Below are 13,938 nucleotides of genomic sequence, written 5' to 3' on the forward strand. Positions count from 1 at the left end.
TCAGGAATCCCGGCATTTACCGAGTGTTCCGCTTGTTCTGCACGTCTTTTTCCCATTTCGATGTGAAGGATTTACCACAAAGGGCTTGGAGAAGAAGAAACACATAGCAGAACTGAAAATCCGACCTAGCTAAAAAGAAAAACAGATTTCTTATTTATGCCTTCAGACTCCGGACAAATTAACTCTATAGTTTTTTGAGCATTCCTTCGTTCGTATTGGGATTTATGGTTATTTTTGTAATTCAATCAATAATATGACGATAATGGCAAAGACATACCAAAGGACTAAATTACAAGAAGTCACGATCAGAGGATATAAATCCATAGCCTATGACAGACCTGTGACCTTGAAGCTGGGTGATGTCAGCATCTTGTTGGGTGCCAACGGTGCAGGCAAGAGCAATATCATCAGTTTTTTCCGGATGCTGAGCTACATGATGAGCAAGTCATTCGGGAGATATGTGGAAATATCGGGCACGTCTCATGCCTTGCTGCATTACGGCATTAAACGGACACCGGTCATGTCCGGAGAACTGAAGTTTGCCGACAGCAATTCCATGGATGTTTATGGCTTTTCATTGGCCAATGCCACTCCCGACAGGCTGATTATCACGGAAGAGCGGATTACATGGCATCGCAAGGGGGAGAAAAAGCCCTATGAGATAGCACTGGAACCGAATTTCAAGGAGTCCGCTCTCGCAGAGTGTGAGGATCCGGTTGCCAAAACTATTTTCCAGATGCTTTCTTACTGCAAGGTATATCAGTTTCACGATTCATCGACAGAGGGGCCGCTACGTCAGGCTTGTCCCGTCGAGACGGCCAATTACCTCCAGTCGCACGGAAACAATCTGCCTTCTTTCCTGCTGTTCCTGCGGGAGAACTACAAGGATGCCTACAACCGGATTGTTGACTATGTCCGTGACGTAGTTCCCCAGTTCCAGGACTTCTATCTGGAGCCCGTGGGTGGTATCATTTCTCTCCGGTGGATAGATAATTCTGCCACGGACTATCGTTTCAATGCCTACCAGTTCTCCGACGGATCTATCCGTTTCATTGCCCTGGCCGCCTTGCTTCTGCAGCCTGCCCAGACAATGCCCAACGTCATCATTTTGGATGAACCGGAACTTGGCTTGCATCCCTATGCCATCAGCCAGCTGGCAGAAATGATTAAGGATGCGTCCATACACGCACAGGTCATTATTGCCACGCAGAGCAAGGATTTGGTCGATCATTTCGACATCGGCGATATCTCTGTGGTGGAAATGAACAAGGAAACGCAGGCAACCTCTGTCACTCACCTTGACGCCAAAGAATATCATCTTTGGCTTCAGAACTATACGGTGAGCGAACTTTGGGACAAAAACATCATAGGAGGACGTCCCGTATGAAAGCGAAGATTATTCATGTCCTTTGTGAGGGACAGACGGAACAGGGATTTGTGGAGGAAGTGTTGCGTCCCTACCTGCAAGCGCAAGGTGTGGCAGGTGTAAAAAGCATCCTGATTACCACTAACAAGAAAAAGAATGCCCGTGGTGGAATGCTGAGCTATGCTCAGGCGGTGACAGACCTAGAACTGTTGCGGAAAATGAAGATGGACGGCGAATACGAACGTCATGTTTTCACAACGATGTTCGACCTCTACGCATTGCCGGATGATTTTCCCGGTTATGAAGCAGCCAAAGCAATCGGTGAGCCTTACGCCCGTGTCGCAGCATTGGAAACGGCGTTTGCTGAAGCAATCAACGATAGTCGTTTCATTCCCTATATTCAGCTGCATGAATTTGAAGCTCTGCTCTTTTGCGGTATTGACTATCTGGCAAAGCGTTACCCCGGTTGTGAGAAACGCTGCGAACAGCTGAAAAAAGACCTGGAGAAAACCAGCAACCCCGAGCTGATAAACAATAGTCCGGAAACGGCTCCGAGCAAACGTATTATCAAGGCGATAGAAGGAGACAAAAAACAGCATTACAACTACAATAAGCCGGCTACCGGCAAAGATGTTACCAAAAGTGTCGGCATGGATGAACTTCGTGCCCGGTGCAGTCACTTCAATGAATGGATAGAAAAGTTGATAGACTGCTGATTCTGTAATCAGATAATATCAAGGTTCTGACAGACAGGTTCGAGTGTTTATCTCAAAAATGGAAGAGATGGGGATTATACAGAAAGAGGGTGTAGGAAGAAATACTCGCTATATAAAGACTGCGAGTTTCCCATCTTTTAATTGAGAAGACAATTTTTGCTCTGTCCAAAAAACAAGTTTTTGGTCAAAAAACAGCACAAATAACTGATTATCAATTATTCTTTCAATGCCCGAAAATCTGTTTTTTTGTACGAAAGAGTTCTTTCACTTTTCTATCCCTCATTCCGGAATTCCGGCATTTACCAGATATTACTAATTAAAAAATTTAGATAAGTAACGAGATGCTAGATTTGATTAGTTGCTCGTAAGGTATAAGGCATCGACATTCTTCTGTTATTTAGTCAGTTGAAAAAATGTAACAATTATTTCTCTGATACCTAATACTTTTTCTATTTACACCATCCACGGATTCTTATACGGATCATAATCCGTCTGGAAAGTAGCCAGTTGCCAGTCGGTGACAGGTTTCTTCGAGTCATCGACTTTGCGGGGAATCTGCGGATTAAGCCGTAGTTTGGCGGCATCATTGAGCCATTTCATGCTATCCTCGTAATCGCGCATGCGGACAACACTGACATTATTCGGAGCAATGAGTTTCGTGAGTTCGTAGATGGCCAGCCGGACCATGTGCTTCTTGAGATTGTAGTTGCGGGGGTCATGCAACGAGAGGTTCTGCCCGACTTGCGGTGTGTCCGCGTTCACATCCGTTTCCGGGTAAAATACCCGTCCGTCATAAACGACATATTCGTGTTCCGACAACTCATAGGCATTGTATGATGAATCGTAATCGGCTATGGCTCCCCAGCAGTCGGAAACCATCGGGTCAAGATTGTAATCGAAACCTTCAAGCGTCATCAAAGTATAGAATGCTCCTTCATACTCGACGACTGCCCACAGAGGATACTCGACAGGCTGCCATAACGAGGCTTCCGCCTCGATCCAACCGCCGACCAACGGGATACGGACATCATCGAACTTGTACCCGTTTTCATTAAGACAAGTATAAACAATGCCGTTATAATTCACTTTATCTCCCGGATAATAGGTGTTGAACTGGGAATAATTTACAACTTGTCCCGCATCGACACGGATATCAGAACTCTCTTCCCAATAGACAACCGTTGCCGGCTTGCGATAGCCGCTGACGGAGCGTATCACCTCATGGATTTGTCCCTCGAAATAGACATGCACACCCACGGGATAGGTAATCCGACGGTCGTATTCGGCGATATATTTTCCTTTTGCAAGTTCCTTTTCAATCTCGTAGTTCTCCGACAAATATTCCACGATACTCATCTCCGTCGATTCTTCCGCCTGGATGAATCGTGCATCATTGCCCCGCGTGAGTTGTGCCAGGGCTTCCGGAGTAATTATCCCAAGATAGTCGTCATTATTGAGAAACCGTCTGTACATATCCTTGTTCCGTTATTAGTATGAAAATCCTTCCTGAATTACCGATGTGGATACCACATACCCGTTCCCGTCGCCTCCGCTCTTGAACTTGTACCAGCTGTCACGCAGGTAGTAACAGAGCAGGTAGTCAAGGCAGTCGGACAAGTGCCCGTACCGTTCATATTTGACACCGGTTTTCGGGTCGGTGGTCTTCTGTTTGCTCTTGGTACCGTCCTCGTTACGAAGCTGGTAAATCAGATCCTGGGTAAGTTTGCGACATTTGATATCGATTTGTATCTCCCAGCCTTCATAGCCCCCGAATACCTCGTTGACGAACTCGCACCGTGTAGCCTGCGGAGGCTGCTTGCGTAATAGCTTTACCTTCGGTCGCAGGATTCCTCTGCCGAAAGTGTCCGTGATGATGGTATAGTTGTTGATGCCGTCCTCGTTGGTGGTGGAGCGTTGTAACCCGGAAGGGTCACCGGTCACATCCACTCCGCCAATATGCTTGTCCCGGTAAAGTTTTAAGCGTACTTTCCGTGCCAACGCAGGTGTGTTGTTCTCCTTTTCCTCCGGCTTGCCGAGTATCTCTTCCAGTATATAGACCTTCCTGTTTTCATAGTCTATTTGTGCGGAGAGTACCGACATTTGGGGGGCAACATTGAAGTCCCACACCGTGATGAGCGGCTTGATCGGATCGTACGCTTTTTCTTTCAGTCCGGTAACGAGATGCCGGGAGCCGTCGAAACTGTTATAAATCGCCATATCGTTGGCTTCCACGAAATCCCAGTTGCCATAGAGCAGGCGTTCTTTTGTCGCCTGGTCCCGGATCTTGTTCAGGGCCGCCTCGTACACCTGACGGAAAGCGATATTCGGGTTGTCAAACACGGAGAAAGGTATATACGCTTCACCCTCGCGGCAGATGACCTTGTCTCCGTTTTCGTCCTGCACGAAGCGGGAACGCACCCAGTTAATTGTCGGATTGGTGGTGAGCAGCATTCTCGGGGTCTTGAATGTCTCATGGGTTCTCCAGCGGAGACGGGAGAACAGCACTTCGACGGCCCGTTCCGAGATTTCCGACACCTCGTCCACCATGGCGATGGTATATTCCGAAGAGCCGAAACGCTCGAAGTTGGGGTCGCTGGGGATATCCGCCATCTCCTTCATGATGATGACCGAGTCATTCCAGAATGTGAGCGTGCCTTCGAGGTTGTTTATCTTGTAGTTTTTATCCTCTTTCAGTCCCCAGTCCTTCAGAATCGACTTGATGGTGTTCCATGTCGATTCCTTTAACGACTTGAGTGTCTTACGGGCCACCACCGCACGGATATTCTCGAACCGAATACATGAAGACACCAGCCAAACGCTGCCGATATACGATTTTCCGCCGCCGGCCGCTCCGCCTCCCAGTATCAGCTGCGGCAGGTTCTGCGACTTGCAATGCCTGCATTGAGGCCTGTACTGAGGGTTGCCTTGCTGGTCATAACCGATAAGGATTTGCTCGATCTCCCCGCCACAATGGGGACAATAGTTCGGTTGCAACAGTTTCCAGAGTTCATACTGCCGTGGGGACGGTTTGAACTCGATGCGCAGGTTTCTGGGTGGTTTGAGCCTGTTGACCGCCATTCGATTTATATAATCTGAATGGTTATGTCCCTTTCGGACTCGAGCATGGCATACAGTTTTTGGAATGTAGTACGGGATTCCAAAACTTTTCCCTTGACCGTATTCTTTCCCACGATGATACAGCCGGCGGAATCTCCCTCGGTGTTGCCTGAATGGATTAGGATGCCAAGGAAATGCGGTACATCGTGCAGATATGGCATTTTTTTCTTGTACTTGGGGCTGTACTGAAGGGTAACTTTATAAGTCCCGGCAGGAATGGCGGTCTTGGAATAGACCTTCTCCCTGCATGTGCAGGAACGGCCGCGAGGAGTATCCGGACAGGTTGCCGGAAGTTTCCTCACGGCATCTTCGATGGTGTTACAGAAAAATTTGCCGTTGATGGACAGGTCGCCTATGGTATAGGTCTGACCTTTGAATTTGCGGTTGAGTGTCAGCTTCATACTTCGATACTATTTGTATCGAAAGAGTAGAGACGGACGCCGGCTAATGTTTATTATATGTGTTTGTAAAAGGAGGATATTTCAGGAAATGATGTATCTTTGTGACCGGATTGACAGTATTTAATCAAGAGTTAATATGACAAAAGCGGATATCGTCAGGGAAATAGCAACGCAGACCGGTCTGGAGAAGCAGGTCGTGTTACAAGTTGTCGAAGGATTCATGGATAGCGTAAAGTCTTCCATGATAAACGGCGAGGAGGTTTATCTTCGCGGCTTCGGTTCTTTTATCATCAAACACCGTGCGGAAAAGACAGCACGCAACATAAGCAGGAATACCACGATAATAGTGCCTGCCCACAATATCCCGGCATTCAAACCGTCAAAAGCCTTTGCAGGAAGGATGAAATCAGACAAATAAGGTGATTATATGCAACAGGAGCGTTATTCAGATGCTCCTGTTACTTTATACAGGGCAACGAGGTTGGCATTGTCCGATTGGAACAGGAAACGGCCGTTGCTTAAAAGGCATTCGTGGATGGTGTTGTCATTAGGATCCGACTCCAATAAAGCCCCCGCCTTGTTTTCATCGATAAGAAGCATTTCTATGCCTTGTACGGTAGCGGCAGTTGCATCGGCCGGAATTTTCAAAAGTTCATCCATCAGATTCATGTCGTTCATAATATCTCCGTATTTGGCTTGAGTCCCGTCAAGCATTCAATGTACCAAGACCAAAAAGCGTGGGACATAACCCGTAGCACCGAGGTTCTGGTAAACCTATCCGCAAACAAGTTAAGCCCACGCAAAAGCATAGGCGAAAACTGTTTGTCCTGCGGATAAGTGAAATTTACCAGATTTCGGTGCATGACAAAAGCTAACGCTTTCCGTATTTTATTATGTTGTTCTGCCAATATGGTTTTTATGCCGCATCTGCAGAAGAACCGGCATTATGTGATAACGACCGGACGTGTAAAGGCTATTTCTTGGATTCTTCCAAGGAAACCTTACGAAACTCTTTCATCAGTTTTTCCAATTCCAACGAAGTCTTGCGGGCACGGGTACCTGCGGCCTTGTTGCCTTTTTCAATCTGAAGTGCCGCATCCGTGGAGAATGTAGCATATACTTCCTGTATCTTTGAAACCAACTCTTTCATATAAATATTATTTAAGTTATTGACTACAAAGGTAGTGAAAATAATCAAGAATAAGAGCGATTCTGTCAATATAATAAATATCACATTGGTAATCAATGACTTTTAACAGCCATTATACCGTATGATTTATCCATCAGAGAAATTGTCAAGGTGTTTACAACTTTATGGATATGTCTGGTCAGAACATTTCTTCCATCTGCCGCTTGATTTCTTCCCGCTTTGTATTCTTGTAGTAATGCTTATAGATGGTCAATGGGCTGTTACCAGCCATCTCTGCAACCACATACGGATTGTTACCGGCATCTACCATCTTCGATATGAAAGAGCCACGGGCGGAATACCATGTGATGTTTTCTTTAATGCGCAGCATCTTGCATGCTTTCGTCAAGGTTTGTGAAAGGCGTGTGGAAATTTGCTTGACACGTGTAGTCTTCTTGGAAGTGGTCGTGTGTTTATGAGTAAAAACAGGAAATACATAATTTCCATAACTTTGCCCACGGTATTTATTCATGATGGCTTTTGCTTTACTGAGTAATTCCGGTTTGGCTGTTTTGGGAAACTTGATACGTTCATAGACGATGCGGTCTTCCTGGACCAAATCCCATGTCAGGTTACATACATCGACATTCGCCATACCTCCGGTATAGTAGCTGAACAGGAACAAATCAAGATGCAACTGCTCTTTTTTCGTAAACAAGGTACGGTCAACATTTGCGATTTTAGCTATGACTGTTTCCGGAACTGCTCTTGAAGTGGTTTCCGGCCAATTAATATCATCACCGAGACAGAGGAAGTTATCCATATTCACCCCGTACATCTCTTTCTTTTCTGCCTGCCTGCATACGGCACGGAGCAACCTTAGTTTGTGTGTAAGTCCGGCCTTGTTGCCATTTCTGATACCTCTTTCTTTAAGCCAAAACGCAAAGTCAAGAAGAAACTCTTCTGTAATATCCGTAAAGAAATAAGAGGAAAAGGCTTTTTCATATTTTTCCTTTGTAAACGCCTGCAGTTCACGCTTGAGATAGACATACCGTTTAGCATTGGTCGTGCTGTCGACAATCTGACCGTTCTTGATGCGTTTCTTGTTTTTGAATGTCTCTTCAAGATAATCGATCATCTGCTGGACACTCTTTACTTTGACCTCGGGTTTGGCCGCCTTGATTTCATCGAAGCAATGTGATAGCTGGACGGGCGACCAGTTCCTGCCTTCCATCTCCCAGGTATCGGCGACATGCAGATATTTGGTTCGCAAATCGAAAAGCAGTTTGTTCTTGGTAGTGGCCTCCGCACTCCCTACACGGAAACTCTGAGACTTGACATCCCAGTCTTTTAATAGCCCTGTGATGTTTATAACCTTCGGCACACGGGCGTAACCGGTCTTGAAGAAAATTATCTCCAGCTTGACCATCTTGGTGTCTTTCGGGTTCTGCTTACCCCTGATGTTAATCGTGTACATAGACTGATAACGAGTTAGTTAATGACTTATTATTAATTCGCATTAGTAGGAATCAATTGGTATTAATTAACCTACATAGAAACCTACATGAAAAGAGTAGTTTCCTTAGCGAAATAATGTTTATACGGATAAATCCGTACTTGTGTCATTTACTAACTCGTTATCAATCAACTATTTTTCCTAATCACAAAAGTTGTGTCCGAAAAAAGGGTGTGCCTAGAAATGACATCCCTTATTTTTATAATCCACTTTATGGTATTACCAGCCTGGGTTCTGAGTCAACACCTGACCTTTATTCTCATAAATAGTCAGCTGTGCAGCCGGTATGGCACGCAAATAGTAGCGTTCCGAATTCAATTCACCAGCCTTGAATATACGAAGTTCCTTTTCACGAAGATAATAAATATACCCTTTTTCAGTATCCTCATTACCCGGATTCTCCGGGTCGAACAGATAGAGCACTCTCTTGCCGGAATCATCTTTTGAAGATATTTCCGGATAATCGGCCATATTGACATAAGCACCCAGGAAAGACATGGCAGGATAACCATTTGCATCTTCTGAGTTTAAGTATTCAAACTTGGCCCAACGACGGAGGTCTTCACCACGACGGCCTTCCATAATCAACTCAATACGACGCTCACGACGGATTTCCCACAAAACCGGATTGACATCAGGGTCACGGGCAGGGTCATTGATAACAACTCCATTCACACTCAAGTTGCCGCCATTCAGTTGAACTTTCGGCATTGTCTTGGCTTCAGTATCTCCCCACTTCGTCAGCTGACGGTCACGGAGTTCATTGATAGACTTGTCAAGGTCACTCTGAGTGAAAGCGTTACCACCCACTTGGGCAATCTCATAACGCGCCTCTACATAGTTCAGCAATACTTCCGCATAGCGGATGCACGGCGCATCAGCCGGACTTAATCTACCGGTACAATAATCCAGACCAGCCACCCACCACTCGTCGTTCAAGAACTTTTTGGTAGGATATCCCGTTGGTGATGTACCTTCGGTATAATTTGTCCCCATGGCGCTCATGATACGAAGACTGTCGGCAACTGTTTGATACAAACGCGGGTCACGGTCTTGAAATGACTTCTGAATACTCGGGTCTTCCTTACCTTGATACAGCGGAGACTGACCTATCGGCAAACCGTCACTACAAAGATAAGTGTTGATTACATCTTGCGTCACACCACCCTGAGTCTGATCTTCCGGACCATTGTAGGACATCAAAGCATTACACTGCAAACCGCTTGTATATTCACGATACCAGATGACTTCCGGATTGTTAGCCAAATCGTCCGTAGTAAACAAAGCATTATAGGTATTGCCTATTGAATAGATACCAGAGTTCATCACTACCTCTGCACCATTAATGGCTCCTTGCAGCAAGTTCTTAATATCACCATCCGCCACCTTCTCTGAAGTAGGACCTACAGTAGTACCGTGATACTTCAGCCATGTGGCATGATACAGCATTTCGCGTGACATATACGCACCAACCACATATTTGTTGACTTGGCGCTTCGTATCATCCGTACGTACATTATCCAATGCATATTGAAAATCCTCTTGTATCTTCTGCGCTACATACAAATAAGAATCACGGTCTTTATAAAGAGCCGGGTCTGCCGGGTCTGTCACCTTATCGTAGTAAGGAACACCGCCATAATACTTTGCCAGCGTACTATAGGCCATTGCACGGAAATAGCGTGCAATACCTTCCCAGTGTCTCTTGGCTTCGTCCGAAATATTCATTCCGGGAATCTTCTCAAGCATGACATTGGCTTTATAAATAACACTATAATTGCCCGACCAAGTTCCTGTCTGGCTATTCCAGTCCGTAGTGGCAGAAGTGGAGAAATAAATATATCCTGAACCGTTTGTATTTGCATTATTCAGATTGATAAAATCATCCGTATAGTCATCTCCAGAGAAATAACCGGCAAAAACAGTATAGTCGGTACCATATCCTGTAAAGTAGGAAGAATAGAAGTCTTGCGCATAAGTACGCAAAGAAGTTTCAGTCTGCCAATAAGTGTCATTGGTCTGCTTGTCCTGCGGGTCTTTATTCAAAAAATCGTCGCAACCGCAGAGCGAGCCCATTGCCAACGCACAAACGATGTATAATAAATTTTTCTTTTTCATAACTGCAATTACTATTAGATTATAAACTAAGCTGAATACCGAACGACACTGTCTTCTGGTATGGATAGCTACGGCCAAAGTTACGCTGGTCACTCTTACCACTGGCCGTACGTATTCCTATTTCCGGATCGATAGCAGGTTTCACACCGTCGATGGTGAAAAGGTTTTCACCAGTGAAATAAACACGCAAACCTTGCACTTTGAATTTACTCAACCAAACCTTAGGAAGAGAATATCCTACAGTAAACGTCTTCAGACGCAGATAAGCCATATTCAGCAAATAGCGGTCATTCACGCTATAGTTACCCGAAGCAGACTGCTTGTAATCCATCGGACGGGGATAGAAAGCATCTGTGTTTTCGGGAGTCCAATAATCCTCAGCACCTTTGTAGAAGGGTTCACCGGTAGTAAAGCCTGGTAATACCTGGTTACCTGCCGCCCAAAGTTTTCTTTTGGCTACCCCCTGGAAGAACATGCTTATATCAAAGCCTTTCCAAGCAGCATCCAGATTCAAACCAAACTGTAAACGCGGCAGGGCGTTACCTATAACACTAAGGTCACCCTTGTCATTTGTATTGGTCTGTTTTACGATTTCACCGTTGTTGTCGAGGTCTTTATAAAGCACATCACCGGGAGCAAATTGATAACCGGCAGGGAATACTTTAGTCTGGTCGGGCAAACCGGCTTTCAAAGAACCGTCAGCATTAAAGTCATCTTCCGTCAAGAAACGGTCGAACTGCAAGCCCCAGATATCTCCCAAAACCATACCTTCTTTATAAGCACTCTTATCCCACCAGCCGGTAGCTCCATAAGAAGGAATCTTTGTATTATACGTCCACTTGGTTACTTCAGTCTTGTCATCGGCAACAGAAGCCGTCACGCCAAAGTGCAGACCATTCTTGAAGGTATGGCGATAGTCAATGGCAAGTTCCCATCCTTTGGTCTGGATAGTACCCATATTTTCATATGGAGCGTCAGCACCCAATGTGGCAGGTAGGTTGGCAGTAGTCAAAATATCACTGGTAGTACGGTTATACCAATCAAACGTTACTCCCAAAGCGTCATTGAAGAAACGGGCATCCAAGCCAAGGTCAAGTGTAGTAACCTTCTCCCAAGTAAGGGTTGAAGACACAATAGTCGGTTTTTGTGTTGACTGTACTTTCTTTCCATCGATAATCCAACTGTCTACAGAAGTGGACAGAGTGGAGATATAACGGTCGGTACCTACATCCTGGTTACCAATCATACCCCAAGAGCCGCGAATCTTCAACGTACTCAGATAAGGCTTCAGTGACTGCATGAACGGTTCTTCAGAAATACGGTAACCGGCAGACATGGATGGGAAGAAACCGAAACGATTCCCAGAGGGGAAACGGGAGGAACCGTCATAACGGCCGTTCAGTTCCAACATATATCGGTCTTTATAAGAATAATTAAGACGTCCGAAGAAGCCTGCTACAGACCACCAAGTATGCGAGGAGCTTGTAGTCTGGTCACCTGTAGCCAGATTCAATTCCGGTTTTGCGGGGTCGAGCAGACCTTTGCGTTGCGCCCAGTAATATTCATATTCGCTCTTTTCAAGGCTGGAACCTGCCATTGCCTTAAAATCATGATCTCCCCAGCGTTTGGCATAAGTTGCCACGAAATTGGCTGTCAGATTCTCCGTGCGTCCGGTTTCCTGATATACATAATCATAAGTAGCAGCAGATAGATAACTGCCATAAGAATCACGTAATGCCTCAACAGACGGACGGGCAGTGAAGATTTCATAACCACTGGTCAAGCTCGGTGTACCATACTTCTTATAGCGATTTTCCACGCTGCTATAAGCAACATCTATATCCAGTGTTAAATCTTTGATAGGCTTGATAGTTGCACCACCTGTCAAACGCAGATACTCACGTTCTTTTGTGGTAATAGGAGCACTTTTCTGTTCGGTCAAGGCGTTACGGAACTCCTTGCCTTCAAAAGTACCGTAAGGCATCATCGGCTGCCAACGATACAGATAGTACATCGGGTCGTAAAGATCAGTATTATAGTTGAATGGCTTGTCGTAGTCAGAACGGGTGAACATGACACCTGTACGGATAGACACATATTTGTTTAATTCAGAGTTCAAAGAGATATTGGCATTGTAACGCTTATAGTTGTCCGAATTGACTTTCATCATACCATCCTGGCTCAGATATCCCAAAGCGATATTGTAATTAGTCTTTCCGTTGCCACCGTTGATAGAAAGGCTATGGTTCTGCTGCGGAGCCCAGTCCTTGATGTATTCATCATACCAGTCCCAAGTACGGATAAAGAACATACCGCCATCGCGGAACTCAAAGTCACGACCCAATTCCATCTCACGACCAAACTGGTCACCATAGCCATATTTGTCCCAGTAATCCTTCATTTTCTGCACATGTGTAGCATCCACACGCATATTACCCACTACGTTATAAAATGCGGTAGACCCCTTAGTCTGATTGATTACACCTTGCAAGTTAATATCAGCCTGCTGCCATCCCGGAAGTTGTTCGGGTGTCTTGGTCGGCGTACGCCATGCAAAGTTATTGGTATATTTTACAGAGAGACGTTCATGTTTACTTCTTGATTTTGTGGTAATCAGCAATACGCCAAATGCACCACGGGCACCGTAAATAGAAGCAGAAGCGGCGTCTTTCAATACAGAAATACTTTCAATATCGTCCGGATTCACCATAGAAATATCCGTTACTTCCACATTATCTACCAGAATCAACGGTTTGGAGTCACCATTCGGAGAACCGATACTACCACGAATCTTGATAGTAGGCGCACCACCTATCTCACCGGAGTTAGTAGTAATGGTCAATCCCGGTACCGCCCCCTGCAAGGCACGGCCTATATCCGTGATAGGACGGCTATCAATTGTTTTGTTCACGTCCACGGAAGCCACCGCACCGGTCAGGTTCACCTTTTTCTGTGCACCATAGCCTACTACGACAACTTCATCCAACAATTCCGTATCATCTTTCAAAACAACCTTCATTACCGAAGTTGCCTTGACTTCTTGAGTAGTATATCCCACAAATGATACTTGCAGAATAGCACCGGGCTTTACATTTAATTTGGAAACTCCATCCAAATCCGTAATACCACCATTGGTCGTACCTTTCTCAATGACATTGGCGCCAATAATAGGTTCACCTTTTGTATCTACAACTGTAACAGTCACAGAGATAGATTGCATCTGTTCTTGTACTCCTTGCGAGTCGTCGGATGCTGTTTGGGCAGCCATCACGTTGCCACTGCCTAAAAACAGAGCACAGATTGCCACCGCCGTAAAGAACTTACCATTGGCAAGTCCTCGTTTTTTGCGATCTTCATTCATAAGTGATTGATGATTTTGTTAATTAAACCAGTTTTTCAAAATTAGGGTAAGGGAATCATATAGTTCGGAATTGTCAGACCATTTCCGAAGATTTCTTTAATTTCTCATAGGCATTTTCTTTATTTAAAGGTTCATAACTTTTATATTATCTCTCTTTTTTTCTATTTATCCTTAATTCCGCAACACTATTATAAAATATTTTTTTTAAGTACCT

Annotated in this window: 11 protein-coding genes; 3 read left to right on the plus strand and 8 right to left on the minus strand. The window is 45.1% G+C overall.

What is annotated here, in order from left to right; translation table 11 throughout:
- Positions 1–262 precede the first annotated feature (262 nt).
- Together DW896_RS09625 and DW896_RS09630 are read left to right on the plus strand one after the other, a co-directional pair.
- Positions 263–1,387 (plus strand): AAA family ATPase, encoded by a 1,125-nt coding sequence (locus tag DW896_RS09625; protein ID WP_004293517.1) that lies wholly within the window; start codon positions 263–265, stop codon positions 1,385–1,387.
- Positions 1,384–2,082 carry a DUF4276 family protein gene (locus DW896_RS09630; RefSeq protein WP_004293516.1) on the plus strand — a complete coding sequence of 233 codons (699 nt, stop codon included), beginning with the start codon at positions 1,384–1,386 and terminating at the stop codon, positions 2,080–2,082. Before DW896_RS09625 ends, DW896_RS09630 begins: the two co-directional genes overlap by 4 nt.
- A gap of 453 nt (positions 2,083–2,535) precedes the next feature.
- Here the strand turns inward: DW896_RS09630 and DW896_RS09640 are convergent, their stop codons facing one another.
- From DW896_RS09640 to DW896_RS09650, 3 genes are read right to left on the minus strand one after another with little or no spacing between them, the layout of a single operon-like run.
- Complete coding sequence (locus DW896_RS09640) at positions 2,536–3,555, minus strand: hypothetical protein (RefSeq protein WP_004293514.1); 1,020 nt, start codon at positions 3,553–3,555, stop codon at positions 2,536–2,538.
- A 15-nt stretch (positions 3,556–3,570) separates the two neighbouring features.
- On the minus strand, positions 3,571–5,160 hold the full coding sequence (locus DW896_RS09645; RefSeq protein WP_119993159.1) for a phage terminase large subunit: 1,590 nt from the start codon (positions 5,158–5,160) through the stop codon (positions 3,571–3,573).
- A gap of 5 nt (positions 5,161–5,165) precedes the next feature.
- Positions 5,166–5,600, minus strand: a complete 435-nt coding sequence (locus DW896_RS09650) for a DUF5675 family protein (RefSeq protein WP_008860756.1) — start codon at positions 5,598–5,600, stop codon at positions 5,166–5,168.
- A 136-nt stretch (positions 5,601–5,736) separates the two neighbouring features.
- Between DW896_RS09650 and DW896_RS09655 the strand changes: the two genes are divergently transcribed.
- On the plus strand, positions 5,737–6,018 hold the full coding sequence (locus tag DW896_RS09655) for an HU family DNA-binding protein (RefSeq protein WP_008142902.1): 282 nt from the start codon (positions 5,737–5,739) through the stop codon (positions 6,016–6,018).
- 23 nt (positions 6,019–6,041) lie between these two features.
- Here the strand turns inward: DW896_RS09655 and DW896_RS09660 are convergent, their stop codons facing one another.
- The 5 genes from DW896_RS09660 to DW896_RS09685 all read right to left on the minus strand — a co-directional run bounded on the left by DW896_RS09660 (position 6,042) and on the right by DW896_RS09685 (position 13,724).
- Positions 6,042–6,278, minus strand: coding sequence for a hypothetical protein (locus tag DW896_RS09660; RefSeq protein ID WP_008860755.1), 237 nt, complete (start codon positions 6,276–6,278; stop codon positions 6,042–6,044).
- A 295-nt stretch (positions 6,279–6,573) separates the two neighbouring features.
- Positions 6,574–6,750, minus strand: coding sequence for a histone H1 (locus DW896_RS09670; protein WP_004293509.1), 177 nt, complete (start codon positions 6,748–6,750; stop codon positions 6,574–6,576).
- Positions 6,751–6,928: 178 nt separating this feature from the next.
- Positions 6,929–8,206: a phage integrase SAM-like domain-containing protein gene (locus DW896_RS09675; protein WP_004293508.1), complete on the minus strand. Its 1,278-nt coding sequence runs from the start codon at positions 8,204–8,206 to the stop codon at positions 6,929–6,931.
- Between the two features lie 258 nt (positions 8,207–8,464).
- Complete coding sequence (locus DW896_RS09680) at positions 8,465–10,363, minus strand: RagB/SusD family nutrient uptake outer membrane protein (RefSeq protein WP_005834695.1); 1,899 nt, start codon at positions 10,361–10,363, stop codon at positions 8,465–8,467.
- Between the two features lie 19 nt (positions 10,364–10,382).
- A complete protein-coding gene (locus DW896_RS09685) occupies positions 10,383–13,724 on the minus strand; it encodes a TonB-dependent receptor (RefSeq protein WP_009037763.1) in 3,342 nt (1,113 codons plus the stop codon).
- Between the last annotated feature and the right edge of the window lie 214 nt (positions 13,725–13,938).

Source organism: Bacteroides sp. AM41-16, from assembly GCF_003603495.1.
Classification (GTDB): domain Bacteria; phylum Bacteroidota; class Bacteroidia; order Bacteroidales; family Bacteroidaceae; genus Bacteroides; species Bacteroides uniformis.

Coding starts and splice junctions, on each gene's coding strand:
- DW896_RS09630 (WP_004293516.1), top strand. CDS start 1,384: ATGAAAGCGAAGATTATTCATGTCCTTTGTGAGGGACAGACGGAACAG.
- DW896_RS09625 (WP_004293517.1), top strand. CDS start 263: ATGGCAAAGACATACCAAAGGACTAAATTACAAGAAGTCACGATCAGA.
- DW896_RS09670 (WP_004293509.1), bottom strand. CDS start 6,750: ATGAAAGAGTTGGTTTCAAAGATACAGGAAGTATATGCTACATTCTCC.
- DW896_RS09660 (WP_008860755.1), bottom strand. CDS start 6,278: ATGAACGACATGAATCTGATGGATGAACTTTTGAAAATTCCGGCCGAT.
- DW896_RS09675 (WP_004293508.1), bottom strand. CDS start 8,206: ATGTACACGATTAACATCAGGGGTAAGCAGAACCCGAAAGACACCAAG.
- DW896_RS09685 (WP_009037763.1), bottom strand. CDS start 13,724: ATGAATGAAGATCGCAAAAAACGAGGACTTGCCAATGGTAAGTTCTTT.
- DW896_RS09650 (WP_008860756.1), bottom strand. CDS start 5,600: ATGAAGCTGACACTCAACCGCAAATTCAAAGGTCAGACCTATACCATA.
- DW896_RS09640 (WP_004293514.1), bottom strand. CDS start 3,555: ATGTACAGACGGTTTCTCAATAATGACGACTATCTTGGGATAATTACT.
- DW896_RS09645 (WP_119993159.1), bottom strand. CDS start 5,160: ATGGCGGTCAACAGGCTCAAACCACCCAGAAACCTGCGCATCGAGTTC.
- DW896_RS09680 (WP_005834695.1), bottom strand. CDS start 10,363: ATGAAAAAGAAAAATTTATTATACATCGTTTGTGCGTTGGCAATGGGC.
- DW896_RS09655 (WP_008142902.1), top strand. CDS start 5,737: ATGACAAAAGCGGATATCGTCAGGGAAATAGCAACGCAGACCGGTCTG.